Here is a 25,457-nt window from a genome sequence, read left to right as displayed (position 1 = left end):
AGTAAACTAAAAATTATTTTTATAAGAATCTTCTACTAGGTTAAAATAATTAGCACAAGAACACTTTTGTATCTAACTAAAGTCTTTATAATAAATTAATATTTATTATCATAATTTTGAAACTATTGATAATAAATTTATTATCTAAATTAAAGGTTTTTAAGCATTATTCTGCATAAGAGATCCTGGGTAAATGTAGCAAGTCTTATTTTTGACATCCACAAAGGTAGTCTCGATAAATATGGCAACCCAAGCAGCAACAAAGATTGACTGGTCGTCGCTATGGAAAAAAGAGGACTGGTGGGCACTTTGGATCGGGCTTCTTATCTTTCTCCTATCGCTACCTGGCTACTACGGTATTTACCTACTTGGTTGGGTTCCCAGGGTCTCGGCACCATGGTTAGACCCCTCAAAGAGCATTGTGGTTGTTGGACAAGCCCTGACTATGACCAAGGCATACCTAGGCCTAAATCCACTACTCAGCGTGATCCTGCTTTACCTATTCCTATTGGTGATCCTCACGTTAGCGGCTTGGTCAATGGGACATAATGTCAAGAGATTCATGACTAGCTTCACAATAATGTTCATACTAACCTTTGGCTTCTGGTGGCTCTTTGGTTATGCATACTTCAACGCTACGCCTGACCAATATGCCAAGCTTCACATTGCCTGGTCAATACCCGTGGGAGCAGACGGTATACTAATATACCTACTGCTCGTAGGCTTATTTATATCCAATGTAGTATTTTACAAAAAATTGCCGGCGACCCTAGAAACCGGGGCCAGAACCGAGTGGTACATAAAGACAGCCATAGTCCTTCTTGGGGCCTTGATTGGTGCATCATCTCTCAGGTACATAACACTGGCAGTGGGTCTTGTGGAGAGATCGTTAATTGCCATAGTCGCCGCCTACCTAATCTACTGGCCAATCTCGTACCTAGTATCTCATAAGGTGTTCAAGCTCGACATTAAGTGGGCAGCAACACTGGCATCAGGTGTTAGTATATGTGGTGTTTCGGCAGCCATAGCCACGGCCGCCGCAATAGGCGCCCCATCAATAGTACCAGCCACCATTGCATCAATAATTGTGCTATTCGCAGCCGTAGAGCTAGTGGTACTACCATTCGCGGCTGCCACGTTCCTAAAGTGGGCGCCATATGCGGCTGGTGCCTGGATGGGTCTCTCTGTTAAAACTGATGGCGCGGCTGCGGCCAGTGGCGCTTTAGCTGATGCCTTGATTAGTGCTCAGCCGGGCCTTGCTGCCTATAAGACGTGGGTATTGACGACGGCGGTCATGAGTAAGGTGTTCATTGATATATGGATTGGGCTATGGGCATTCATACTGGCCGTGATATGGGTGACCAGAGTTGAAAGAAGACCCGGGGAGAGGGTCCCCATGATTCAGATTTGGTTTAGGTTCCCCAAGTTTGTGCTTGGTTACTTGGCTACATGGTTATTACTATGGGGTGTTGGTTTCGCGGTTGGCGCCGCCGTGTCGTGGAAGTTCATGACGGGCGGTATAACACCACAGACTGAGTTATTTAGGTACTTCTTCTTCGCCCTAACCTTCATGTCAATAGGGCTAACGACCAGGTTCAAGACACTCGCTGAGATAAAAGCTGGGCGTATGATAGTTGCATACATAGTATCACTAACAATAATAATACTAATAGGATTAGCGTTATCAATAGTCTTCTTTGCGGGCCTACCACCACCCTAAATGAGGTGATGAATAATAACAAACCTTAAAATTAAAACCAATGATAATTTCAATTCTACCCCACGAATAGCACAAATTGAGGTATCAACATCATGCAATGCATCATGTATTTATTGCCCGAGGACAGTACTAAGGAGTGAGTGGATTTCCAGGCTCATGGACCTAGGGCTATACCGTAAAGTAATAAGGGAGTTATTAAGCATGGAATCAATAAACTATGTGCATTTACAGGGATGGGGTGAGCCACTTCTACATCCAAACCTTATGGATATGACTAATGAGGTTCGGGGTAAAACATACTTTGGACTTACAACGAATGGATTATTACTAAATGAGCGTTATTCGGATAAATTAATTTCGATGGGAATTAACGTCATAGCTATAACCTTCGCGGGAACTAATCCATCAACGCACAATGCCATAAGGATTGGTTGTGACTTTAATACTCTAGTTAAAAATGTAAGAGGGCTCATTAAGGTTAAGGAGAGGTTAAGGGGTAGCACTAAGGTGATTGCGAGTTACATTGCACTATCAATGAATATTCATGAACTACCCGACTTCATTGAACTAATGCCATAAACTAGGCATTGACGAGGTGGTTATTAATAACTCATTGTATATATTAAATAAGGATATGTTCACGTGGAGGATCTTTACAGACCCCTTTGAGCAAGAGCCATGGGCCTTTAAACGCGTAATCAACATCACGCTAGAAAGGGCTAGGGAGTTAGGCATCAAGGTATTTGCCTATTCATTGAGTTGTTGGGAACTCATCGAATGCCCGGAAAGACCTACTGAATCTATTTTCATAAATGTCAATGGCGATGTCTCGCCATGTGTCTTCCTGAACTTGCCGATTAAGGGTAACTACATACTGCGATGCTTCATGAAAAGGTGCTTCAGAATGAAGAAGGTGATTTTCGGGAATATAAATAACGAGAGTGTTACGAGTATATGGAATAATAAGGACTATAGGGAATTTAGGTCTAAATTCATAAGGAGAAGGATCCAGGGACTTACCGCGGATTACAGCATTGATTTAACACCACCTAGTCAATGTATCACGTGTTATAGGCTATACGGTGTTTACGCACTACCAATACTGCGGTCTATAATTCCTCTAGCCTTACCGTTAGGATCACCACTAATTCTCCAAACGCCATTCCTAAAATACTCAACGATAATGCCCAGGGAACCAGCAAGATAATCACTGATCAAAACCTCATGCTCAACCTTGGAAATGACCGCGTCAGAAAACACGGGCGTTGTTTCATAATCATCCTCAAGTATTGACGCGTAAATCGATGAAGGTAATATATACAGCTTAGTTGGGTCGGCCACGGTACCGAACAACTGGAACCCCCGCCCTCAACCAGGACCTCATCCCACAACCCAAGGTGCCTGGCCAAATTCATTAGTAATAATATCTCGGCGTACTACTTTCAAAACCACTATTAACCAAGGCTATCGTGACCTCCCTCCCTCGCCCTCAACCTTACCCGAATCCTCACCGCCAAGCTCAATCACCCACGGATACTTATAAACAGGGTAAAGCCTACAAACCCTACCCTTAACTTCCACGTTCCCATCAATCCCATACAACCTACTAATCCCATTCAATAATAAATTAACTTAACAACCAGGTATAAAAACTTGATTAAATCAGTCCCATATTATAATCAATATGGAAAAATAAAAATACAACAATAAATAAATCATACTTTGATCACCATGTCAGTCCCTCAAAAATACAGGGGCAGGCCCATCGAAGAATTGATCTCGGCTGGTTATTACGACCCTGAGACTAGGGCCGTCCACATCATCACTGGTACGGAGATTCACGTGCATAGTCGTGATTGGCAACTCGAAGGTCCACTACGGATGCTCTTTCACGTGCTTGACCCTGCGGTTGCTAAGGACCCAAAGAACCTAATTGTCTATGGTGGCACTGGTAAAGCTGCCCGTTCATGGGAGGACTTCGAGGCCATAGTGGATTCCCTGCTCACCATGGACAGTGAGGACACACTAGTAATACAGAGTGGTCAGCCTGTGGCTATTTGGAAACTTAGTAAATACACTCCAAGGGTCTTAATGAGCAATGCAATGCTCGTTCCCAAGTGGGCTGATTGGAAGATATTCCGGGAACTCGAGGCCAAGGGATTGATAAGCTTCCACCAGATGACCGCCGGTTGCTGGGCATACATCGGTACCCAGGGTATTCTCCAGGGAACCTACGAAACAATCGGGGCAGCCGCAGATAGGCATTTCAGCGGCTCGCTCGAGGGTAGGCTGGTGGTTAGCGCCGGCCTTGGTAACATGGGCGGAGCGCAGCCACTGGCCATCAAGATGCTGGGCGGCATAGCATTGATAGCCGATGTCGACAAAAGAATGATACAGAGAATGATAGATACCGGTTACCTGGACACGTGGACCGACAACCTGGACAAAGCCATAGACATGGCCCTTGACGCCAAGGAAAGAAGGCAAGCGACGAGTATTGGAATACTCGCGAACGCTGTAGACCTACTTGAGAAGTTAATCAAGGAAAACATAGTACCAGACATACTCACAGACCAAACACCAGCTCACGACTCTCTCTCCTATGTACCCCAAGGATTCACCATTGAACAAGCCGAGCAATTAAGGGGAAGCGACCCAGATAAATACATGCTGCTGGCTAGGGAGACTATGAAGAAACACGTACAACTAATGCTCCAGTTACAGGCTAGGGGTGCCGTGACCTTCGAGTACGGCAACAACCTCAGGAAGCAGGCATATGATGCAGGTGTTGAGGACGCATTCAAGATACCAGGGCAAATGGAGTACATGAGGCCATTATTTGAGGAAGGCCGTGGACCATTCAGGTGGACAAGCCTAGTGGGTGATCCAAACGACATATATAAACTAGATGATGTATTGATAACGCTCTTCGAGAAGAAGAACCCAAGACTAGTCAGGTGGATCAAGAACGCCCACCAGTATGTAAAATTCCAGGGACTACCAGCCAGGGTAGTTTACCTAGGCTATGGTGAGAGGGCACTGTTTGGCAAGATCGTTAGTGAGATGGTTAGGAAGGGCGAGCTAAGTGGGCCAATATGGTTTGGTAGGGACCACCTAGACAGTGGTTCCGTCGCTTCACCCTTCAGGGAGACTGAGGGCATGCTCGACGGCTCAGACGCAATAGGAGACTGGCCAATACTGAATTACGCGCTAAACACCGCTGCTGGCGCAACTTGGACTTGCTTCCACCATGGCGGCGGCACGGGGATCGGTTACGCTATTCATGCTGGTTTTGGTATGGTTGTTGATGGTACTGAGCTTGCTGAGGAGAAGGCCCTCAGGGTCTTCACGGTTGATCCAGGTTCTGGTGTTGTTAGGCATGTCCATGCTGGTTATCCGAAGTCCTTGATAGTTGCTAGGGAGAGGGGTGTTAGGATACCGATCATTGATAGGCTTGAGGAGAAGAGTAGGCGCGTGATTGAGGAGGCGTATAGGGAGGGTAGGATTAGTAGGTTCACGTATGAGAGGGTTAAGAAGGATCTTGAGGAGTATGAGGCGAGGAAGCAAAACTATAGGACGCCCTTCAATACTTAGTTAGCGCCGTTTTAAGTCGACTTATCATCAAACCTGACTGAATTTCATTCTTATTATTGGGTCCATTATTTCGTACTCACCATGGGTTACCCTACTTACTATGCTCATCTTCATAAGATTGCTTAAGGCCCTCTCGACCTCGCCTGGCGCCACGTACTTATTGAGTCTTAGTGTTATGTACTCTCTAATCTCATTAAAGTGCTTTCTACCCCTGGCTATCGCCTCTAGCACCAACCCATAATAAATTGACTTATTTAATAGTGGCTTCAATTCGCCGTCTATGAGTTTCATAGCCCTCTCATAAATTTCATTGATATTACTTATTCCGCGTACCCTGGCATTACCGTAGTATGTTAGCCACCCTACGATACCATCGAGCCCATCGACTACGTCAAGTACTTCATTTATTGTTACTTCAACTCCGTATTGTCTAAAGCCGGTTATTAGGAATTGAATTGATACGTCCCTACTGAATGGTTTTATTGTTAGCTCCTCGACGAACCTACCGTAGAGTGATGATTTGGGGTTGTCAAGGCCGAGGAAGTCATGTAGTAGGCCGACCTCGGAGCCCGTTAGTACGACCTTAACATTATTTAGGTTATCGTATGTATAGGCGAGTACCTGTGTGAAATCGATCTTGCCGAATCCCCTCATCATCCTGAGTATTTGGGCTTCGTCAATTGCGATCACTATTTGGCTTAGGTTCTTGGATAGTGCGTTTAGTAAGTCCGTCAAATGGGCGTTCCTCCAATCAATCTCGACATTAAGTTCAATGCCGTTACCGAGTATGTTTATGCCCCGAACTGCCCTTGCGATATTCCTAATGGCTTCTCAAGGCGCCATTTGATGGATAATTCGGTCAGGTAGTTTGATATTAGTTGGTAAAGTCTTCTTTTTGTGAAGTCATTCTCAAGCATTCTTGCATCAATGTAGCAATAGGGTATGCTTGCCTCATTTAGGGCGACCCTTAGCACCGATGTCTTACCTACACGCCTAATTCCGTATATTGCAAGGAACCTTGACTTACTCCTTATGAAGTTTACGATGGCATTTACCTCGTTATCTCTACCGAATAGGTCTTCTCTCTTCGATTTTGGCTCAAGGTCGAATAGCATGAAATAAGCACCCCTGTATATTATAGGGGTGTTTAAATCTTGATCCTTGATCTAAGAACAACCGGTTTTTAAGCCCTGAATAGGTAATATTTCGATGTCGAATAGTGATAAGAGGGGGTTGCCAAGCTTGAGGTCAGGGGCTTCGTTGGTTATATTAGGTATATTGCTTATTTAGGGACATATGATGAGTATGTCAGGGGATTGAGAAGGAATGACCACTTGGTTAAGGATAATGTTAAGGAAGGGAAGCAATGAATTAGTTACCTGCGCCCTAGCCAATACGGGGGTTTGAGGCCTGGGTCCGGACATATTAATGCCCGTGAATGTTGCCCAAAGACTTGGGTTGGGTCTCTCGGGTGGTAATGTTGAGGTTTACGCGGTACGTACTGCGTCGGGTATTGCTCCAATATATCGTCTTAAGGAAAATATTGATGTTAAGGTGTTAGTCAATGATAGGGACACGCCAATAATTGGGTTAACGCCAGTGGTTTCCGAATCCGTGGATTACGTAATCCTTAGTGATAAGGCTCTGACGGAGTTGAGAGTGGTCATTATCGATGCTGGTAATGGCATTTGGTGCTTTAGGGATGAGTTAGGTAGGGTCTTTAGGGGCTCGTGTACGCCAGGTTAGGTTATGGCAATATGCAGTAGTTGATGGGCCACTGTACCTATTGTGTATGTGGCTGCGGCTGCGCCTAGGGATAGTGCTATGTTCATGGCCATTGTATGGACTATGCGGCCACTACCTGATATTGCCGTTAACAGGCCACTTATGGCTTGTGCCAGGGCCACGAGCACTATCGATATGTATAGTGATCCCACGTTTCCAATTACATGGCCGAGTAATGGGAATGGTACAATGACGAGTAGTGCGCCTATTAGGTAGAATATGCCTGTGTACAGGGCTGATTTTCCAGGGTTCTCGAGCGCCTCCTTGGATAGACCCACTTCGCTTACTTCCGTTATTCTTTTGCTTATGTCCACGTCTGTTGATAAGCTAGGGGCTATTTCACTGGCTGTTTTTTCGCCAATGCCCATTTTATTTAGGGCATCCTTAACCCTCCTGGTTCTATCCTCTATGTCAAGGTTCTCGAGTTCTATGTCTATCTTTGAGAGCATGGTTTCCCTAATGTCCCTCTGGGCCTTTGTTGACATGTAGGCGCCCACGGCCATTGATAATGTGCCTGCCGTACCAACTATTAGGCCGGCTAGTGTTATAAGCATGGGGTTGGCAACGACGGGCGCCAGGCCAGCCACTGCAGCTAATACTTCCACTAGTCCGTCGCTCATTCCATACATGGCGTCCCTAATATTATCAATAAATGCCTCAAACCTCGATGCCTCCTCCTTAAAGACCTCCTCGTGCGATACCTCGTCGAGAAGTATCTCCCTAAGCCTATCAGTGTACGGCCCAAGTGCTTTATTCCTAATGAGGTTTCCATACTTCCTGATTGCATCTACCTCTGAACTCTCCCTTAACTTAACAAGAAAACCTAGCCCAAGTACTCTCCTGATAAATGTTGAGAATAGTACTGCGAATCTTGAATGTTTAATGCCACTAACGTCAATGCCTGCCTCATTGGCCACTTGTTTCCAGAACTCTGCATGTTCTATTTCATATTGAGAGAGCCTTAATAATTCATTCTTTAATTCCTTGTCTTTCTCAATTCTTGCAAGCGCGGCGTAGATCTCAGCATCCGTCATCTCATCCTTATAATTATTAATTATATCATCCCTACTAAGCCTCAGTTCCATTGGGCATCAGGCATCATTCTTCACCTGAAGTTATTAAGTTTATATTTTGGGATAATTTATAAAGACCCAAGGATAGTTTGGTACGATGGTTTTTCCATTGGATAGTTTACAGGACTACCAATTAATGTTTAAGCAGGAGCATGAAATGCTGAGAAAAAGTGTTAGGGAGTTTCTTGAGAGGGAGGTGGCGCCGCATGCGCTTGAGTTTGATGATAAGGATGAGGTCCCCAGGGAAGTACTAAGGAAACTTGGGGAGCAGGGGTTGTGGGGAATTGGCATTGAGGAGAATTATGGCGGTCAAGGTGGTGATACGATATCTGCAGTTATCGTAATGGAGGAGTTAAGTAGGGTAGCACCGCCCTTAGCTGTTATACGTGGCACCAATGAATTATTTTCAATACCCATATTACTATTTGGAAGTGAGGAGTTGAGGAGGAAGTACATACCGCCGATAGCCAGGGGTGAAGCTTTTGGTGCTCATGCCATGACAGAGCCATGCTGTGGAAGTGATGCTGCAGGTATACAGACCAGGGCTGTTAAGAAGGGCGACAGGTGGGTTATTAATGGTAGGAAGATCTTCATTAGTAATGCAGACATTGCTGACTATATGGTGGTCTTCGCGAGAACCAGTGAACCACAACCAAATAGACGTTGGTTTGGCATAACGGCCTTCGTGGTTGAGAAGGGTGCACAGGGCCTCAAGATCGGCACTAAGTTCGAGAAGAGGGGTTTAAGGGGCAGCCATGCCATGGAGGTTATTTTTGATGACGTTGAGGTTCCTGATGAAAACAGGGTTGGTGAGGTTGGCATGGGGTTCATAATAGCCATGGAGACCTATGATAGGACGCGAGTTAGCGTTGCTGCTCAAGGGCTTGGTATGGCGCAGGCAGCCTTTGAGAGGGCCTTCCAATACTCCTTTCAAAGGACAGCCTTTGGTCAGTACCTGGCCAGCTTTGAGGCCATTCAATTCACGCTTACTGAGATGATGGCTGAGTTAATGACGGCTAGGTACCTGGTGTACTTGGCCGCCTACCTGGCTGACCAGGGTAAGGAGGAGTTTAAGTACGTGGCTAGCCTGGCGAAGTTCTACACCACTGAGGTTGCTGAGAAGATAGTTTCTAAGGCAATCGATATTCACGGTGGTGTTGGTGTTATTCATGAGACTGGTATCGAGAGGTTCCTTAGGGATGTTAAGATAACGGAGATTTATGAAGGTGCAAACAATATCCAGAGGGTAGTTGCCTTTAGGCAGCTCTTAAGGACCCTAACGAAGAAGGGTGTTATAAGCCAAGATATTGCGAAGTCAATAACCTAGGCACGTACGATTTCTAACACAATACTATTAATTAACGAACTATCTCTCAAATCATTAATATACCCCCTCCTTGCCCTTGCGTATTCAAGTTCGTAGCGGTTAAGTACTGTTGTGAACAATCCCTCAGCTCCTAGTTCAATACTTAATGTAAGTTCACCATTGGGCGATGCCACGAAGCCACCGCCAAGCACATCACGCCCATCCGGATACCTATACCCAGTCCCCATCGCTGATGCGAAGTAGGTTGAGTTCTCGAATGCCCTAATAAGCCCTAGGCTTCTCCATAACTGCGCCCTATCTGCACTTATGCTACTGGGGTTTGTGATTAAGTCGGCGCCATGCATGGCTATGCGCCTTACCAATTCTGGATATACCGCGTCAACACATATTATGCAGCCGATCCGCCAATTGCCAAGCTCCACAATGCCCAGTCTCCTGCCGGCGCTTATTTCCATTCTTTCACCAGTGGCTTTTGATGGGTATATCTTCTCTGAGTAATTAATGAGTCCCCTCCCATTGACCATTGGGCATATACTCGTGTTTTTACCATCGGTATTGACATAGGCAGCCCCACCAATGATCAAGGCATTAATGCCCCTTGCCAAGTCCTTAAGTAGCCCTATGTAGTCATTAAACTCATCCTCACTCAACACCTTGATTCCAACCCAATTTTCTGGCAGTATTATCAAATCTGTGGATAATTCCCTAGCGTTACTATTTAGCCAAGTCACGCCATCACGGTAATTACCAAACCTCCTTATCTGTGCAATTGTTACTCTTAACTCGCTCATAGTCAACCCGTTATTAATTCCTCACCGCCTTGAATAACCTCAGAATTTAAGTCCACATCATTTAATATGGATTTCCTAAGGTCCTTAAACATGTAGAAACTACCTGAGTACTTCCTATAACCAAGCATCCTATAGTACTCCCTAACGCCAACGCCGGATATCACAAACATCCTATAGGCGTTGAACTCATCAAGGGCTATGTGCTCAGCACTTGCCATTAATGCCCTGCCAATGCCACGGTGCTGCCACCAGAATAGGTCAGTTGCCTTGCTACCAACCGGTAGTTCAGGGCCGTAAACATGTAACTCCCTGATTAAGGCCGCCCTACCGATCTTAATCTCAGACCTGTGTGCATTATTGCTTGGTATTCTGAGCCTTAGTATTCCGTAGAGCGTGTCATCTTCATCAATAACCTCCAGGAAAACCTCGTGACCTCCGGAGGCATCGTAATCAACCCTATTAATCATTAGTCTCCTCGGCGTTGGTACAAGGCCCCTCTTTACGTACTTATGACCAACCTCACGGCACCTAATCTCCATGCAACTAAGGCCTAGTTTCTCCATGTCCCTAAGCACTACCTCCCTCATGTTACCTATTTTTGGTCCATCAACAACCCAGTGAAGTGGTATGTCTCTGCCAAACCTCATAACCCTGACCCATCTGGGGATTGACGCCATGATGTTAGCCAATAACCAATGCCAGGTCTCCTCATCATAACTCCTGTATAGCCCCTTCAACCACTCCTCGTATAGCTCGGTGTCCTTGACAACGAAGGTTGGGTAAACCTTAACGCAATCGGGCATGAAGCTTGGGTCGTTGAATACCGTCTTAATCATCTCGAGGTCCCTATCTGGCGTTGAGCCTGGGAGGCCGGGCATTATGTGGTAGCAGACCTTGTAAGCTGCATCCTTCAGGTACTGCGTTGCTTCAATCGTCTCCTTAACACCGTGGCCCCTCCTAACTGCTCTTAATACATCATCATATATCGACTGAACCCCAATCTCAACCCTCGTGAAGCCTAACCTGAGCATTAAATCTATGTGTCTCGGCTTAGCAAAATCAGGTCTTGTCTCTAGTTCAAGGGCCACAACCCTAACCCTCGCCCTCTCATTACGCCTATGTTCCATTTCAATACTTGGATTATCAGTTGAGCCTGTGCCCATGAAGGGGTAATCATTGATTGCCCTGAGGGCATTACCAATAAACCACTCCAGATAGTCCTCGGGTAGTGAGGTCACGGTACCCCCCATGATTATTAACTCGACCTTCGATACTGGGTGATGGAGAGCTTCGTACTGCCTTATCCTGGCTATGACTTGTTTATATGGGTCGTAATTTAACGGAGTTGCCCTGAGGACAACCGGCGAATCCGGAAGGTAGCTCTTTGGTGTATTCGTCTTTTTCCCGCCGGGACAGTATGTGCAGTTGAATGGGCATGCCACGGGCCCAACCATTATGGCCACTGGGACTACCCCTGATATGGTCCTCGTGGGCTTTAACCTATTGAGGGCTGTGTTAATGCTCTTCATTGCCTGAGTTATCAATGGTTTTAATGGCTTTAAACACTTTTGCGGCATTGTCAATAGTCATGTGATGTAATCCACATCATAGGTTTTTAAATCAAGTATTAATTCTATTTATTGGTATTCCAAGGTGTCCGGCATTGAATCATTGATCAGGAGGTATTTCCCATACGATACATTCAGGAAATACCAGTGGGAGATAGCGAAGACTATATATGATGCATTGTCGAGTGGTAGGGTCGCGTTGATTGAGGCGCCAACGGGGGTCGGCAAGACCGCCAGCGCATTGGCAGCCTCACTGGCCTACTCTGAGGAGAGTGGTACCAGAGCTCTATTCCTTGTGAGGACTAAGAATGAGGCTCAAGCCCCAATTAGGGAATTACGTAGGTTGAGGGATAGGGGTGTTGACGTTGGTTACGCAGTGATTAGGAATAGACCAGACATGTGCTGTATGGTTAGTACGCGTAGGCTTCCCTATGAGGAGTTCCTCGAAGAATGCAGACTGCTCAGGTCCAGTGATGAGTGTCCCTATTATACCGGCATGAGGAGGATTAATATTGATAATGTGATGACCTACGTAGTTGACAAGGCAGGTAATATTAATGAGTACGTATCATCACTTTGTTCATCAGGTGTCTGCCCATATGAAGTGTCTAAGGATTACCTGGAGAGGGCTAGGGTTGGGATCATGACCTATTACTACGTATTTAGTATTAGTAAACCCGAGACCGTGAATATTGATATTAAGAATTCTGTGTTAATAATTGATGAGGCACACAACCTACCTGATGCCATAAGTAGCTTAAACACGGTTAACTTGGCATTAACGTCAATAACATCCTCTATGGCCGAAGTCAAGAGGTTCATCGATGATGAGGAATTGAGAAATAGGACGCTGAGGATATTGAGGAGTCTTCAATCATACATGGTTAAGTTGGGTAAGGTCCTCGAGGAGGAGAACATGGTATCTCTAGAGCTCGGTGATGTTCTTCAATTCTTTGAGGACTTCCAGGCAATTAGCGAGGCCTACTATGAAATAATAAAGAAAAAAAGAAGTGTTGGGGTTCCAATACCATACACACCGTTGTCTCGCATATTAGACTTTCATAAGGCCATACTTAATAAGGTGAGTGGCTTTGGCATGTTTCTTACGAGGGATGAGCAGGGCTTTTCCCTGGTTTACAAATGCATTGATCCTTCGATAATAGGCAGTCCTGTACTTAATAATGCCAATGGGGTTATCTTAATGAGTGGTACATTGCCTCCTAGGGATTATGTGGTGGGCATGTTGGGCATTAACAGGAGTGTTCTTGAGCATAGGATTGGCTTCAGGAATTATATTAGACCCGAGAATTATGGTGTTTTTGTATATGATGGAGTAACCACGAGATATGCGGAGAGGGATGAGGAGGAGTACGCCAAGATAGCCAATGTGCTAAGTAGGATTTATCAAGCCTTCACGCTTGACAAAGCAATACTATCCATATTTCCATCATACGTTGTACTTAAGGCCGTTAGGAAGTACCTAAGTCCAGGTGTTAAATACATAATGGAATTGGGTAATACGTCCATTGATGACCTAATAAGGGAATTAAGGAATGACCGCAGGAGGTTAATAATGGCCGTAGCTGGCGGCAAACTTGTTGAAGGTGTTGAATACAGGCTCGGTACGGAAAACCTACTCGGGCTCATAATAATTGTTGGTATTCCATACCCAGAGCCCAATGATTACCTAGATAGCGTTATGGAAATACTTGCGGCCAGGCTTAATGATAGAAGCCTGGCTTGGGAACTAACTTACCAGTGGCCCGCCATTGTTAGGATTAAGCAGGCGGTTGGTAGGGCCTTTAGGTCGGAAAACGATAGGGCCTTGGTGATCCTCATGGACCGCAGATTTCGGGAAAATAGGCTAGCCAAGATCTTTGAGGATTACTTTGGTAAGTACGTCATTGTCGATGACGAAGAACTAATAAATAAAATAATGCATTCTACTCCTCAGTAATTTCCTCATTGCTTCCTTGCGTTGTGTCCTGCTCTTCATTGCTCTCTTGGGTTGTTACTGGTGGTGGCTGCTGTTGGGGCTTTACCTGGGCTGGCCTCGGTGGTGGTGCAAAGAACCTTTCCTGTGGTGGTTGATACTGCGGTGTGTATTGCGGTGTCTGTGTTGGTGCAGTCATTGTTACCTGCGAGGTTGTGGTTTGTTGCCTTAGTGTCCTCATTATTGATTCGAATCTTTTGTCTAGGCCCATGGCTATTTGGTACATTGCTATGAAGCTCACAATTAGGGCACCTGCTATGGCTATTAGGGCTGCCATAAATGCGATTGAGGAGTATGGAACATAGGCATCGCTTGTTGTTGGGAGTATGGCTACTACGGTTATTATGAATACGATGGCTATTAACGCAAGTGGAACACCTAGGTAAAGCACGAGCTTGCTCACACTGGGTGCCAAGTCTTCTATCTTGGGTTGACTAACTGTAGGTCTGCTAACTGGTGCTTGCCTTGGTGGTAATTGTGGTGGTGCTTGATATGTCTGTGAGTATTGCGGTGGTGGAGGTGGCCTATACTGCGGTGGTGGAGGTGGTGGCATTTGTGGTGGAGGCGGTGGGGGTGGATAGACAGGGTATGGTTGCTGATATGGTGGTCTCCTTGCTTGTTTCTCCTCTGGCTTCTTCTCGCTCATTTATAACACCGTTTAATTACCTAGCCTTTAATTAATAAGTTAATAAATGTTTCGAAGTGCCTATTTGGTGTAGACTATGGTTATTGAGTCTTTGGTTGTTGCGGAGAAGGACTCAGTGGCTAAGGCAATTGCTATGTATCTGAGCCAGGGCAATGTAGATGTCAAGAGAACCTATGGCATTAAAACCTACTGGTTCACAAGGGATAGCCAACAATGGGTCAGTGTCGGGCTTAGGGGTCATATAATGAACCTAGACTTCTCCGAGGAACTAAATAAATGGCACTTGGTTGAGCCGTCTAAGCTATTTGATGTGGAGCCCATACTGGTTATTCGGGAGGACAATACTAACTATGTGAAGGCATTGGCATACCTAGGTGCAAGGGCTAAGACCATTTACCTGGCGTTGGATGCCGATCCAGAGGGCGAGGCCATAGCCTACGAGGTCATGATTGTCGTATCTAATGTGAATCCCAAGGCAGTATTCAGGAGAGTATTGTTTTCGGCAGTGACTAGGGACGAGATAATAAAGGCCTTTGACTCACTGACGAACCTAAGCCCAGGTCTTGCAAGAAGGGTCTTCACTAGAATGATGCTTGACTTAACGTTGGGTGCCGTTTTTACCAGAGCGTTAACACTGAGTGTTGAGAGGTCGGATAGGAAGATATTATCAAGAGGTAGTTTCCTTAGTTACGGTCCGTGCCAGACACCAGTACTCAACTTAGTGGTGCGGAGGGCTCTTGAGAGGGAGAACTTCAAGCCCGAGAAGTACTATACGCTCCACATAATTGTTGACGCTAATGGCAATAAAATAACCCTTAACCATGATGGTACGTTCAAGGCAAGGCAGGATGCGGAGAAGATCCTGGATGTTGTGAAGAGTGCCGGTAGTGCTAAGGTCGTGATTGCCAATTATCAGGAGGAAGCATTAAGTCCGCCAATACCGCTTGATACAATCGAACTCGAGAGGAGGGCAAGCAAATTCCTGAATATTAGGCCCAAGGCGGCGCTAGACATAGCCGAGGAATTGTATAGGCATGGGTACATCTCGTACCCAAGAACAGAGACTACGATTTATCCACAAACCCTGAACCTTAAGCAGATATTACTTAGTCTTAGTCACGGCGAGCACAGTGACTATGTTAAGGAATTACTTAACTCACCAATCAGGCCGACGCGTGGTGATAGTAATGATGGCGCACACCCGCCAATATACCCAACGAAGGGCGTAGGGAGGCGGGAATTGCTTAGGTATTTTAAGAACGAGAGGTATTGGAGGATATACGATTTAGTGGTTAGGCACTTCCTAGCCACCCTGAGCCCACCGGCCCGTGTGGAGAGACAAAAGGTTGTCGTTGAGGTCGCTGGTCATAGATTTAATGCGGATGGACTGAGGATTATTGAGAGGGGTTACTTGGTGATTTACCCATTCGAGAGTCCCAGTGAGAGGGTATTACCTAGGCTAAGGGTTGGTGAGGAGTTGAGGATTGAAAAAGCTTGGGTTGAGGAGAGGGAGACCGAACCACCACCATACTTGTCTGAGTCGGAGTTACTTAGATTGATGAGGAGGTATGGTATAGGAACTGATGCTACAATGCAAGACCACATACACACCAATATAATCCGAGGATACTTCAGGGTTAGGAATAAACAGTGTATACCAACGCCGCTGGGTAAGGCGGTGATAAGTGTGCTCAGTAAGACCGGCGGTGAGCTCATTGATCCATGGTTTAGATCTAGGATGGAGAAGGCGCTAATGGAAATAACAAGGGGTTCCCTAAGACCTGGTGATGTTCTGTTCACGTTTAAGAGTGAGGCCAGGAAGATTTATGAGAAATTTTCGAGTAAACAGAGTGAGGTGGCTATGGAGCTTGTGAAGGCGCTGAAGGAGTCACTAAGCAAGGGTGGCAGGAATAGGAAGGCGAGTAATTAATAGATCGCAGAAGTGAAACACAATATTTTAAGCACCACAGATATGTTCTGGGTATTAATGGGTAAAATAACGGAGATCCTCAGGGATTCCTCTAATGATATTTGGGAAAGAATCCTTAAGCACCCATTCGTTGTGGAATTATTCAGGGGCTCATTACCGCCCGAGAAGTTCAGGTTCTACGTAATCCAGGACTACAACTACCTAGTAACACTGACAAGATGCCAGGCGATGATAGCGTCTAAACTCGAGGAACCAACAGTCATCAGGAGAATCCTTGAGCTAGCGCTGGCCGATGTATCAACGGAGCTCGAGAACTATAATAAACTACTCAATACACTAGGGCTAAGTCTCAATGACGTTATTAGGGCAAGGCCGGCCCCCACAAGTACTGCGTACATGAACTTCCTATTAACCACGTGTGCTCTGGGTGGTCCTTACGAGGGCCTGGTGGCTATACTACCATGTTATTGGACGTATCTGGAAATAGCCAGGTACCACGAGAAGGAGTTAGCCAATAATCCAGTGGGCATCTACAGAGATTGGGCATCGGTATACCTAAGCCCTGAATATGAGGGAATAGTTATGGACCTGAGGAGGATAATCGATGATACCAGTGACCACCTAATGCACGATATCAGTAGATTAACCAGTATATTCAGGCAGGCGAGCATCTATGAATTCATGTTCTGGGACATGGCATACAGGATGGAACAATGGGCCATATAGTTTTAAAACGAACCTACCCATTAACCTTTCACTTGGGCATGTTCGCCAAGTGCCTAGCTGCTGGTAATATCGTTGAACCGGCATCTATCACGAAGACTTGCCCCGTTATATTCCTTGCAGAATCGCTCACTAGGAATGCCACTAAGTCCGCAACTTCCTCGGGCTCTATTATCCGACCAGTCAAAGTCCCAGATTTCGCCCACTCCTCCTCTTTGACATTAAGCACCTCTAAAAGGCTCATACCCATCTTGGTTCTTACTAGACCGGGGGCTATCGCATTGACGGTTATACCGTAAGGCGTTAATTCAGCAGCTAGGGCCTTCGTGAATCCTATCAAGGCCGCCTTAGCAGTCGCGTAGGGTACATTGTAGGCCGCGCCCATTATGCCTTCTATTGAGCTCATGTTTATGACCCTACCCCAATTATTCCTAACCATGTAAGGCACGGCAAACTTACTCAGTAGGTAGGCTGACTTAAGATTCGTGTTTATTATCTTGTCCCACAAACCCTCATCAATATCCACGAAGGGCCTCATTATGCCCAAACCAGTGTTATTAACAACAACATCCACGGAACCCCACTGCTTCACTGCCTCATCGACCACGGCCTTTGCGCCATCAGCCGTAGCCACGTCAGCCTTAACCATGATAGCCACGCCACCAACACCCTTAATTAATTTCATGGTCTCCTCACCCTCCTCATCATGCCTCTTATAATTAACAACAACACGAAAGCCATCCCTAGCCAACCTAACAGCAATAGCCCTTCCAATACCACGACCAGAGCCCGAGACAACAACAACCCTCCCAACCATATCAAACAAGCACAAGCAGATGGTAAATTAAGTGTTACTTAGATTAGCTTAACTTATAAATATATAATCAATATAGTAATACATAAATATGCGCCACATGTAAAATGAATACACACTATTTATACGCTAACTCCTAGGAATAATTTGAACCTGCACCAGTGCATTGTTTCTTTATAACTAAATTATTTTGATCGCTGATATGACATTAGCATGTCATCGATAATTACGGATTTCACCAACAATATATGGTTTAAAAGTCCAAGATTAATTAATTAATTCCAAGTTTATAAGTATAGCTTTTCCTCCTTTGAGGTATATAGTTTAAAAATAAATGTTTTATTGATTACGTTAATGAAGGCCGTGGTTCTTAGGAGGATTGGTTTTCCGTGGGTTATGGATGTTGAGGATATACCCCGTCCAAGCCCTCGAAGAAGGGAGGTTCTTATTAGGGTTGTTGGTTCTGGCGTTTGTCATTCCGATCTACATGTCGCCTTGGGAGAGATACCTTTCCCATTGCCCGCCGTGCTTGGTCATGAGGTTTCTGGCATAATTGAAGAGGTAGGTCCAGACGTGGAGGGGTTGTCAAAGGGTGACGCCGTAGTTACATCCTTCATAGTACCCTGCGGTGAGTGCTATTACTGTAGGCGTGGACGTGAGGAATTATGCGAGAAATTCCACTCAACCCTTAGAAGAGGTGTTTACTTTGATGGCAACACGAGGTTTAGGACCCGTGATGGGGCTCCAATATATACGTATTTACTGGGTGGTTGGGCTGAGTATACGGTTGTTCCGGCGACTGATGTATTTAAGGCGCCTCAATCTTTGTATGATAAATTATGGAAATTAGCACCAGTAGGCTGTGCTGTTATGACTGCTTATGGCGCATGTAGGAATGCTGGGTTAATGCCTGACGAGTTTGTGGCGGTTTATGGAATTGGTGGTGTTGGGACAAACATAGTACAGATAGCGAGTAAGGTATTCAATGCGCGCGTAATCGCCATAGACATTAAGGATGAGAAACTTGAGTTCGCACAGAAACTCGGTGCAGAATTCATAATTAATTCAAGTAGGGTTAACCCAGTTGATGAAATTATGAAGATAACGAATGGTAGAGGTGCGGATGTAGCCGTTGAGGCCATTGGATTACCGGCAACGCAGATACAGGCGATTAAGTCAGTTAGGGCGGGTGGTAGAGCAGTCATGGTTGGTTTGTCTAAGGCTGGTGCTGAGGCACCCTATGAGATTAATTCCCTAGTGAGAAGGGAAGTGATGATAATAGGGTCTTATGGGGGAAGACCATCGCAAGACATACCGGTAATCCTCGACCTAATAGCCAAGAACATAATTAATATTGACATGATAATCACAAACATATACAGTAGGCTTGAGGATGCAAATGAGGCACTTGAGGAACTACACCACGGCAAAATACTCGGTAGAGCAGTCATCAAACTGCCATGAAGACAATTTATAGAAAATGAACTCCTAAATAAGACGCCCGATGTAAATGTTATTATTATTCTCAATGATTCTAACCTTGACTTGTTTTCCGATGAGTATCTTCTCCATGTTAGGTTCAGCTATTACCGTAATGACCCTATCGTATATCACTGAATTTCTTAATGGTAATATGACCCCCAGGAACTCACCCTTAATTATTCCCCTACTAATTATTCTAACCTTAACCTCATCATCAACATCGTATGGTATTGGTAATTTAGGAGCCCTATGTATATTTAACCCATCATTCGTCGCCGATAATTTAACGCCTAATTTATTCTCTAATTCCCTAATTTTCCCCCAGAATTCCTGCCAGGTCATGACCCTGACCTTAACCCTTCTGCCTCTCTTATGTGGTATGTACTTTTGAATAAGCACAGGTGGTAATTCATTCTTGCCCAATCCTGCTTCCCTGGCCCACTTAATAATGCTGACCATGTCATCATCATTAATGCCAGGTAACCAGACCGGTGATATTATGACATTAATACCCAATTCAAGGGCATGCGTCACCAGATCCTTGACGCGATTAACGTCATACCAAGGCACACCACTTATTCTTTTGGCTAATTCAGGGTTTAATGAGTCAACGCTTAGGTTAATCCTATCCAGGCCAGCCTGTGCTAATTCCCTAAGTGAGTCATCGTTGAGCATGTACAGCCTGGTCTGTATGGACACCCTGGAAACACCACTTATTGCCTTGATACCCCGGACTAACTCAACCAAGTGTGGATAAACACCAGGCTCGCCCATACCATCAATGTGAACCTCTACATCATTTACATCCTTAAACCTAATAACCTCCTCTAAAGCCGACAATAATGCCCCTGGATCATCAATGAACTCAGCCCACCTATTCGTTGACCTTGGTCCTGCATTTACTGAGCAGTATATGCAGGAAAGTGGGCATAGCGTTGTCGGTCTAACCTCAATTATATTCGTGCCCCTATCAACGAGACCAAAGGCCAACACACCTACCTGCGGCACATCCTCACTAACCCTAATTATCTTCCTCTTTCCTTCAATCTCATTAATACTGTCCTTCCATGTAACGCCAATCAACAAAACAAAAATAGGTGATTCTAGTAATAAAGAATTATTGCGGTTAACTAATCCTCAGATCCCTGGTTTTTATCACTACCTTGGCCATTAGGCGCCGTGTAATTATCACCATGGTCTCCCTCGTGCTCGCCCACGGGCTTGATCACTACTAGGGGCTTATTAACGGCACCCAGAGGACCCTTAGGATTGGACCTAACAGTATAGTAAACAGTTATTGACACTGTGTAATTACCGGGCATTAGATACACGATATGCTCATCCTTATCTTGGTTAAGCGTTACTGTTTGATTACCAATGGTTATGGTCACCGTGAAATTACTAAATACATCATCCAAGCCCTCATGATGAAGCACCACCTTGAAATAACCTGAGGAATTAACGAATAAGTGGGCTGTGGATTCAACAGTACCGTTCATCCCAGGCGTTAGATTACCGAGGTTTATATACGCAGCAATGGTATTATACGTTATTGGTGGTAAGATTAAATGGTAACTTAGGTAAGCTAGTATACCATTACTACTCATATTGGCTGCAACGGCCATGCCACTCAAACCAGCCAGAAATACCAATGCTATTAATAACCATGTCTTCATATTAAAAAGAGAAATTGATTGCTAATTAATAAAAGTTGCGCGACATAAGTATTTAAAGAGCATGCCTAGCAATGATTTTAGTGATGCGAAGGTTTCCGGCCTGAATATTGATGAGATCACCCCTTACTGATTAATTTAGCTTGACTTATACTCCTTCAATTCATCACTAAGTACCTTGCTAAACACATTGAATGCCTCATCACCGTATAGGCAAATGATTATCCTCCTTATGTTCCTAAGACCGGGTGCCTCTCTTTTAATTACACGTGCCATAATCCTCGCGGCATCCTCATACGGGCACCCAAATATACCGGTACTAATTGCTGGGAAGGCTATGCTAGTTAGACCTAATTCCTCAGCCTTCTTAAGTGAATTCGTAACCGCGTCATCAAGCTTCTCAATAGGTTCAATACCGCACCTAGGCCCAACGGTGTGGATCACGTACTTAGCCTTCAACTTGCCTGCGCTGGTTACAGCAACTCCGCCAACGGGAACAGGACCATGCTTCCTAACCCATTCCCTGGATTCCTCCTGGATTACCCAACCACCCCTCCTAACAATAGCCCCAGCAACACCACCACCATGCTCAAGGTAAGAATTTGCGGCATTAACGATAGCGTCAGCCTCGACCTCAGTTATATCACCCTTGATTAACTCCACAGTAACTTCATTTGGAAACTTGAAGAGCGGCATGACTAACCATGACCTGACGCACTTATATGCATTCTGCTGACTGATGAAATTACGACTAAGTGAATACAGTTATGGCCTTCATTAAAATTTAATTTAGGTGAGGAGGTATGCATAATGAGATTATGAAGAGGAGCAATTAATGAGGAAGGATTAATTTAGCAAGTTTAACCGAATAGGGGAACCTTGGTACGTTTTGGTGGTTTAGGTATAGCAACCCATAGGGCCCCCGATACGAATGCCAGTATTAGCACTATTAGCAGTGCATGTTCCAAGGCGCCGACCTCACCGTAGATGGGCACGTAGTCTTGGGCAATTAGGCCCGTTATTAATGAACCAAGCACATTACCACCAGTAACAGCACCGTTCCAAACAATTGATGTTGCCCAACTAACCTGTTCCCTTGGGAATAAGTCGCCTAGGACAGCCATTATTAGTGGGAAGTTACTGAGCACGAAGAGCATTGCAAAGAAGGCAAAGACTAGGTTTCCCGTGTATATGAATGCTATGAATAGTATGGCGAAGGCGAATGTGGAGAATGACGCCATGAGTCTCCTACCAACCCTATCACTTAACCAACCAAGTATTGGCTGGCCTATTATGGCTGAGGCGAGTAATATTGATAAGATTTCTCCATAAGTTATACTGAGCTTTATACCGAGTACCTTATTTATGTATATACCTAGGAACGTTTGTATGCCTTGACCAGCCGCATTCCTTAGTAATGTTATTACGAAGAGCAGTGTTATTAGCATTATTGATACCTTGAGTGTTGTTGATTTATTATTAGGTGGGTCATCCTTATTATTACTCCTCCTATATGCCTTGACATCGAATCTGTAAATACCGTATAGTAATACTGAGAGACCCACAATGAATGTTATGAATGCCAATACCCACAAATTGTATGCAGCGCTTACAGAACTTGCAAATACGAGCACCGAGCCTATCAGTGGATAGAGGGTTCTGCCTAAGCTACCGAATGCGCCATTTATGCCCAGCGCCGAGCCCGCTGTTCCTCCATATGTTGCGGATAACAATGCGCTTCCAATCGGGTGGTAGTAGGCTGCACCGACTCCTGCCAATACAACGCCTATGTAGACTAGGAATAGATCATGTATTAGGAAGCCTATTGAGGATAATCCAATGGCGAATGCCCACAGGAACATTCCAAGTGCCATTGCCCTCATGTGCCCACCAAGCCACTTAATGCTCAGGGGCACCAGTGGACTTGCCAATGCGGATATTGCCGCGTATAATGCAGATAATAATCCAACTGTTGCATAATTAACACCAACTTGGCTAAGTATCGGGAGTATTATACCGGGTATTAACCACATGTTTCCATCATTAATGAAGTGACCGATTGATGTTAATCCAAGTATTGTTACCCCATCTCTACCCCTTCCTTCCTGTATCATTAACGTTAGGGCTACCCTAATGCCTTTTAAACCAATCGCGTTAAGTAATAAATAATGAAACTAAGCTGACTAACTATTAACAACCGCGAAATGTACATAAACATGATTGCATTGAATCACTGCCAATGGCAAAGGTAGTCTTCCTAATAATGAGTGATGACGTAAAAATGGACCTAGCACTAACAATGGCAGCGAACACAGTGGGAACAAATAGATACGAAGACTTTAAGGTAGTGTTTTGGGGGCCTGCTCAAGAAAGACTACTAAGGCTTGAAGGGCCTGCCAGAGACAACTTCGAGAAATTACTAAGGTCTGGCGCAATCGATAGTGCATGCATTAATTATGCAAAGAATAAGAGAATAGATCAGGAATTAACTAAGATAGGCATTAAACTACACCCCGCAGGTGATAGGGTGGCATACTACATAAATAATGGGTATCAGGTATTGGTGTTTTAAATTTAAAGAGAACTGAAAATATACCAAGACCTCCTTAAACTTTCCTTAACCTCTCAACACCCTCTAGGCTTATAACACCAAGCCTATTACCGTTCTGGTCATAAGTATACACTTTATTATCCTCCTCATCACGCACAAGCCTATGCATATCGTATACTATACTTGGCATGAATTTCGTATTTCCTTAACTGTCTCTTCTGTGAACATATTTATGTATTTCATTAAAAGCTTTGATAATCTTTTCCTAATTTTTTCATTCTTAGCCTTTATAATCTTTTTACAAAGTACCTTTATTATTTGTATCATAACATCTCCATCATTGTTATTTATTATCGTTTTAATAGGTATTTCAATAACTATAAAGTCGCGATATGTATGGGTATAAATAAGAGCATCATTGCTGTATCTTTCTTTCAATTTTTGAGTAATAGTATTCATCATATCCGATGATTTAGTCCTACGCATTAATATGACTGTACGCCAGTTCGGAGTATGAACAGTGAATCTTTCACCAGCTACAATAACCTGCGCTTCACCCCTTCTCCTTAGCTCTTTCTTGGCAATTTCATTAATTATTACCCACTTCTCCTCACCTACTGCATTTAATAAATCATGTAACTCTTGAAGCGTATTGACAATCAACCTAGCTAATTCTACCGCATGACTACTATAATATGATATTCGTGTTATTTTACCGTGTGATGGTCGCCATCTAATTCCAAGCTTTTCAATTATTGGAATCCAAATACTTATGTCCTTAGTTGCAAGTTGAATCCTTAACTTTTTAATATCAACATTGCCATCACCAACTATCGCGGTATATAAAGCCGGTATAGCTAAATTTATACCTGCTTTATTAAGAAGCGTAGCAATAGAATTCTTAAGTGAGTTATGAGATGATACTAAAAACCATCTTATTGCTACACTTTTCTTATTTACATTAATTCCATTTATATGTACATATGTCTTACCAGGATATAACAGAAGCCAAAGAATCATTTGACGTATTTTGGCAGTTTCCATGGCGGCATAATGACATTTATACATCAATTCATCTGATGACGCAAATCCTATTTTCAGTCCTTCTATTATTTCCTTTAATAGTTCTTTAGTCTTTTCATCCTTTTGTTCCAGAATTTTACCAATAACATCTGGTACCATCACCTTAATACCTCTAAAGCCCTCAAAATATAAGACAACTGTTATATCCTTAGACTTGCTTGATGTAGGTTCACTTACTTTTAATGTTATATGTTTATTCTTTACAACAATATATAAGGTACCATTACTGGATTCGCGTACAATAATTTTTATGCAGCCATTTTCTATCTTACTTATTAGTTCCCTAATTTCATTACTAATATTAACATATTTCTTTTCAAACTTCTTAACATACTTAATAAGAGAATTAATTGTTTTCGCAAATTCGTAAATAGTACCATCGTATTTCTCACTCAATTCTTTAACATTTCTTCTTATTTCCAAGAGCTCTCTTCTATATTTCTCCAGCCATTCAGATGTATCTATATGCCAATAGGTTATCCTATTGAGAGCTTCAATCAGTAGATCAACGGCATGATTAATTGTCTTCTGGTTTTTAATTTCATTAATACATCGATAATGATGACCAACCTTCATACCCTTACAAAATTTATTTTTCTTAATTAGCTCTACATTTACTCTATTTTCTATTTCTATAGTCGTGATATGTTTATTTTGAGCGATGCACATCATTAATGTTATTTTAAAATAATTAATAAGGTACT

25 protein-coding genes are annotated in these 25,457 nt (G+C 44.0%); 11 read left to right on the top strand and 14 right to left on the bottom strand.

What is annotated here, in order from left to right; translation table 11 throughout:
* Positions 1 to 241 precede the first annotated feature (241 nt).
* Genes Vsou_RS09695 through Vsou_RS09685 form a run of 3 tightly spaced genes read left to right on the top strand, consistent with a single transcriptional unit; the run spans position 242 to position 2,927 of the window.
* Positions 242 to 1,720: a putative sulfate exporter family transporter gene (locus tag Vsou_RS09695; protein WP_188603635.1), complete on the top strand. Its 1,479-nt coding sequence runs from the start codon at positions 242 to 244 to the stop codon at positions 1,718 to 1,720.
* A 12-nt stretch (positions 1,721 to 1,732) separates the two neighbouring features.
* On the top strand, positions 1,733 to 2,299 hold the full coding sequence (locus tag Vsou_RS09690; RefSeq protein WP_349293699.1) for a radical SAM protein: 567 nt from the start codon (positions 1,733 to 1,735) through the stop codon (positions 2,297 to 2,299).
* Positions 2,300 to 2,354: 55 nt separating this feature from the next.
* Positions 2,355 to 2,927 (top strand): SPASM domain-containing protein, encoded by a 573-nt coding sequence (locus Vsou_RS09685; RefSeq protein ID WP_229709867.1) that lies wholly within the window; start codon positions 2,355 to 2,357, stop codon positions 2,925 to 2,927.
* A 257-nt stretch (positions 2,928 to 3,184) separates the two neighbouring features.
* Here the strand turns inward: Vsou_RS09685 and Vsou_RS09680 are convergent, their stop codons facing one another.
* The gene (locus Vsou_RS09680) at positions 3,185 to 3,340 is read right to left on the bottom strand and encodes a hypothetical protein (RefSeq protein ID WP_188603636.1); all 156 of its coding nucleotides are present in this window, start codon (positions 3,338 to 3,340) and stop codon (positions 3,185 to 3,187) included.
* Positions 3,341 to 3,451: 111 nt separating this feature from the next.
* Here Vsou_RS09680 and hutU point away from each other — a divergent pair, with 111 nt between their 5' ends.
* Positions 3,452 to 5,314 carry a urocanate hydratase gene (gene hutU, locus Vsou_RS09675; protein ID WP_188603637.1) on the top strand — a complete coding sequence of 621 codons (1,863 nt, stop codon included), beginning with the start codon at positions 3,452 to 3,454 and terminating at the stop codon, positions 5,312 to 5,314.
* A gap of 27 nt (positions 5,315 to 5,341) precedes the next feature.
* Here the strand turns inward: hutU and Vsou_RS09670 are convergent, their stop codons facing one another.
* Both Vsou_RS09670 and Vsou_RS09665 read right to left on the bottom strand, forming a co-directional pair.
* Positions 5,342 to 6,049: an AAA family ATPase gene (locus Vsou_RS09670; protein WP_188603638.1), complete on the bottom strand. Its 708-nt coding sequence runs from the start codon at positions 6,047 to 6,049 to the stop codon at positions 5,342 to 5,344.
* 56 nt (positions 6,050 to 6,105) lie between these two features.
* A complete protein-coding gene (locus Vsou_RS09665) occupies positions 6,106 to 6,429 on the bottom strand; it encodes an ATP-binding protein (protein WP_188603639.1) in 324 nt (107 codons plus the stop codon).
* 313 nt (positions 6,430 to 6,742) lie between these two features.
* Between Vsou_RS09665 and Vsou_RS09660 the strand changes: the two genes are divergently transcribed.
* A complete protein-coding gene (locus Vsou_RS09660) occupies positions 6,743 to 7,060 on the top strand; it encodes a hypothetical protein (RefSeq protein WP_188603640.1) in 318 nt (105 codons plus the stop codon).
* Here Vsou_RS09660 and Vsou_RS09655 read toward each other — a convergent pair.
* Positions 7,057 to 8,184 carry a VIT1/CCC1 transporter family protein gene (locus Vsou_RS09655; RefSeq protein ID WP_188603641.1) on the bottom strand — a complete coding sequence of 376 codons (1,128 nt, stop codon included), beginning with the start codon at positions 8,182 to 8,184 and terminating at the stop codon, positions 7,057 to 7,059. The genes Vsou_RS09660 and Vsou_RS09655 overlap by 4 nt on opposite strands.
* 85 nt (positions 8,185 to 8,269) lie before the next feature.
* Between Vsou_RS09655 and Vsou_RS09650 the strand changes: the two genes are divergently transcribed.
* Positions 8,270 to 9,499, top strand: coding sequence for an acyl-CoA dehydrogenase family protein (locus Vsou_RS09650; RefSeq protein ID WP_188603642.1), 1,230 nt, complete (start codon positions 8,270 to 8,272; stop codon positions 9,497 to 9,499).
* Here the strand turns inward: Vsou_RS09650 and Vsou_RS09645 are convergent.
* Positions 9,496 to 10,290 (bottom strand): carbon-nitrogen hydrolase family protein, encoded by a 795-nt coding sequence (locus Vsou_RS09645; RefSeq protein WP_188603643.1) that lies wholly within the window; start codon positions 10,288 to 10,290, stop codon positions 9,496 to 9,498. The two genes, Vsou_RS09650 and Vsou_RS09645, sit on opposite strands and share 4 nt — an antisense overlap.
* A gap of 2 nt (positions 10,291 to 10,292) precedes the next feature.
* Positions 10,293 to 11,819 (bottom strand): elongator complex protein 3, encoded by a 1,527-nt coding sequence (locus Vsou_RS09640; protein ID WP_188603644.1) that lies wholly within the window; start codon positions 11,817 to 11,819, stop codon positions 10,293 to 10,295.
* Positions 11,820 to 11,943: 124 nt separating this feature from the next.
* Between Vsou_RS09640 and Vsou_RS09635 the strand changes: the two genes are divergently transcribed.
* A complete protein-coding gene (locus Vsou_RS09635; RefSeq protein WP_188603645.1) occupies positions 11,944 to 13,815 on the top strand; it encodes an ATP-dependent DNA helicase in 1,872 nt (623 codons plus the stop codon).
* Here Vsou_RS09635 and Vsou_RS09630 read toward each other — a convergent pair.
* Positions 13,802 to 14,497: a hypothetical protein gene (locus Vsou_RS09630; protein WP_188603646.1), complete on the bottom strand. Its 696-nt coding sequence runs from the start codon at positions 14,495 to 14,497 to the stop codon at positions 13,802 to 13,804. The two genes, Vsou_RS09635 and Vsou_RS09630, sit on opposite strands and share 14 nt — an antisense overlap.
* Positions 14,498 to 14,573: 76 nt before the next feature.
* Here Vsou_RS09630 and Vsou_RS09625 point away from each other — a divergent pair, with 76 nt between their 5' ends.
* Complete coding sequence (locus Vsou_RS09625; protein ID WP_188603647.1) at positions 14,574 to 16,427, top strand: DNA topoisomerase; 1,854 nt, start codon at positions 14,574 to 14,576, stop codon at positions 16,425 to 16,427.
* Positions 16,428 to 16,484: 57 nt separating this feature from the next.
* Entirely contained in the window at positions 16,485 to 17,153 is a 669-nt protein-coding gene (gene tenA / locus Vsou_RS09620; protein WP_229709868.1) for a thiaminase II, read from the top strand.
* 28 nt (positions 17,154 to 17,181) lie between these two features.
* Here the strand turns inward: tenA and Vsou_RS09615 are convergent, their stop codons facing one another.
* Positions 17,182 to 17,967 (bottom strand): SDR family NAD(P)-dependent oxidoreductase, encoded by a 786-nt coding sequence (locus Vsou_RS09615; RefSeq protein WP_188603649.1) that lies wholly within the window; start codon positions 17,965 to 17,967, stop codon positions 17,182 to 17,184.
* A 351-nt stretch (positions 17,968 to 18,318) separates the two neighbouring features.
* Here Vsou_RS09615 and Vsou_RS09610 point away from each other — a divergent pair, with 351 nt between their 5' ends.
* Positions 18,319 to 19,428: a zinc-binding dehydrogenase gene (locus Vsou_RS09610; protein ID WP_188603650.1), complete on the top strand. Its 1,110-nt coding sequence runs from the start codon at positions 18,319 to 18,321 to the stop codon at positions 19,426 to 19,428.
* 24 nt (positions 19,429 to 19,452) lie between these two features.
* Here the strand turns inward: Vsou_RS09610 and Vsou_RS09605 are convergent, their stop codons facing one another.
* From Vsou_RS09605 to Vsou_RS09590, 4 genes are all read right to left on the bottom strand, one after another.
* The gene (locus tag Vsou_RS09605; protein ID WP_229709869.1) at positions 19,453 to 20,529 is read right to left on the bottom strand and encodes a radical SAM protein; all 1,077 of its coding nucleotides are present in this window, start codon (positions 20,527 to 20,529) and stop codon (positions 19,453 to 19,455) included.
* A gap of 47 nt (positions 20,530 to 20,576) precedes the next feature.
* On the bottom strand, positions 20,577 to 21,122 hold the full coding sequence (locus Vsou_RS09600) for a hypothetical protein (protein ID WP_188603651.1): 546 nt from the start codon (positions 21,120 to 21,122) through the stop codon (positions 20,577 to 20,579).
* A 135-nt stretch (positions 21,123 to 21,257) separates the two neighbouring features.
* Complete coding sequence (locus tag Vsou_RS09595; protein WP_188603652.1) at positions 21,258 to 21,815, bottom strand: ADP-ribose-binding protein; 558 nt, start codon at positions 21,813 to 21,815, stop codon at positions 21,258 to 21,260.
* Between the two features lie 164 nt (positions 21,816 to 21,979).
* Complete coding sequence (locus Vsou_RS09590; protein ID WP_188603653.1) at positions 21,980 to 23,233, bottom strand: MFS transporter; 1,254 nt, start codon at positions 23,231 to 23,233, stop codon at positions 21,980 to 21,982.
* 125 nt (positions 23,234 to 23,358) lie between these two features.
* On the opposite strand from Vsou_RS09590, the gene Vsou_RS09585 reads away from it, so the two are divergent.
* Complete coding sequence (locus Vsou_RS09585; protein ID WP_188603654.1) at positions 23,359 to 23,691, top strand: hypothetical protein; 333 nt, start codon at positions 23,359 to 23,361, stop codon at positions 23,689 to 23,691.
* A gap of 34 nt (positions 23,692 to 23,725) precedes the next feature.
* Here the strand turns inward: Vsou_RS09585 and Vsou_RS09580 are convergent, their stop codons facing one another.
* Positions 23,726 to 23,860: a hypothetical protein gene (locus Vsou_RS09580; RefSeq protein WP_013336333.1), complete on the bottom strand. Its 135-nt coding sequence runs from the start codon at positions 23,858 to 23,860 to the stop codon at positions 23,726 to 23,728.
* Positions 23,848 to 25,422, bottom strand: coding sequence for a hypothetical protein (locus Vsou_RS09575; RefSeq protein WP_264890706.1), 1,575 nt, complete (start codon positions 25,420 to 25,422; stop codon positions 23,848 to 23,850). The genes Vsou_RS09580 and Vsou_RS09575 overlap by 13 nt, the downstream gene beginning before the upstream one ends.
* Between the last annotated feature and the right edge of the window lie 35 nt (positions 25,423 to 25,457).

Origin of the sequence: Vulcanisaeta souniana JCM 11219 (genome assembly GCF_026000775.1) — an archaeon.
In the GTDB taxonomy this organism is placed as follows: Archaea; Thermoproteota; Thermoprotei; order Thermoproteales; family Thermocladiaceae; genus Vulcanisaeta; species Vulcanisaeta souniana.
The sequence above is the reverse complement of the archived record's forward strand: the minus strand, read 5'-3'. Positions and strand labels throughout refer to the sequence as shown.

Coding starts and splice junctions, on each gene's coding strand:
- Vsou_RS09695 (WP_188603635.1), top strand. CDS start 242: ATGGCAACCCAAGCAGCAACAAAGATTGACTGGTCGTCGCTATGGAAA.
- Vsou_RS09685 (WP_229709867.1), top strand. CDS start 2,355: ATGTTCACGTGGAGGATCTTTACAGACCCCTTTGAGCAAGAGCCATGG.
- hutU (WP_188603637.1), top strand. CDS start 3,452: ATGTCAGTCCCTCAAAAATACAGGGGCAGGCCCATCGAAGAATTGATC.
- Vsou_RS09665 (WP_188603639.1), bottom strand. CDS start 6,429: ATGCTATTCGACCTTGAGCCAAAATCGAAGAGAGAAGACCTATTCGGT.
- Vsou_RS09660 (WP_188603640.1), top strand. CDS start 6,743: ATGCCCGTGAATGTTGCCCAAAGACTTGGGTTGGGTCTCTCGGGTGGT.
- Vsou_RS09655 (WP_188603641.1), bottom strand. CDS start 8,184: ATGGAACTGAGGCTTAGTAGGGATGATATAATTAATAATTATAAGGAT.
- Vsou_RS09650 (WP_188603642.1), top strand. CDS start 8,270: ATGGTTTTTCCATTGGATAGTTTACAGGACTACCAATTAATGTTTAAG.
- Vsou_RS09645 (WP_188603643.1), bottom strand. CDS start 10,290: ATGAGCGAGTTAAGAGTAACAATTGCACAGATAAGGAGGTTTGGTAAT.
- Vsou_RS09640 (WP_188603644.1), bottom strand. CDS start 11,819: ATGAAGAGCATTAACACAGCCCTCAATAGGTTAAAGCCCACGAGGACC.
- Vsou_RS09630 (WP_188603646.1), bottom strand. CDS start 14,497: ATGAGCGAGAAGAAGCCAGAGGAGAAACAAGCAAGGAGACCACCATAT.
- Vsou_RS09625 (WP_188603647.1), top strand. CDS start 14,574: ATGGTTATTGAGTCTTTGGTTGTTGCGGAGAAGGACTCAGTGGCTAAG.
- tenA (WP_229709868.1), top strand. CDS start 16,485: ATGGGTAAAATAACGGAGATCCTCAGGGATTCCTCTAATGATATTTGG.
- Vsou_RS09615 (WP_188603649.1), bottom strand. CDS start 17,967: ATGGTTGGGAGGGTTGTTGTTGTCTCGGGCTCTGGTCGTGGTATTGGA.
- Vsou_RS09610 (WP_188603650.1), top strand. CDS start 18,319: ATGAAGGCCGTGGTTCTTAGGAGGATTGGTTTTCCGTGGGTTATGGAT.
- Vsou_RS09600 (WP_188603651.1), bottom strand. CDS start 21,122: ATGAAGACATGGTTATTAATAGCATTGGTATTTCTGGCTGGTTTGAGT.
- Vsou_RS09595 (WP_188603652.1), bottom strand. CDS start 21,815: ATGCCGCTCTTCAAGTTTCCAAATGAAGTTACTGTGGAGTTAATCAAG.
- Vsou_RS09590 (WP_188603653.1), bottom strand. CDS start 23,233: ATGATACAGGAAGGAAGGGGTAGAGATGGGGTAACAATACTTGGATTA.
- Vsou_RS09585 (WP_188603654.1), top strand. CDS start 23,359: ATGGCAAAGGTAGTCTTCCTAATAATGAGTGATGACGTAAAAATGGAC.
- Vsou_RS09580 (WP_013336333.1), bottom strand. CDS start 23,860: ATGCCAAGTATAGTATACGATATGCATAGGCTTGTGCGTGATGAGGAG.
- Vsou_RS09575 (WP_264890706.1), bottom strand. CDS start 25,422: ATGTGCATCGCTCAAAATAAACATATCACGACTATAGAAATAGAAAAT.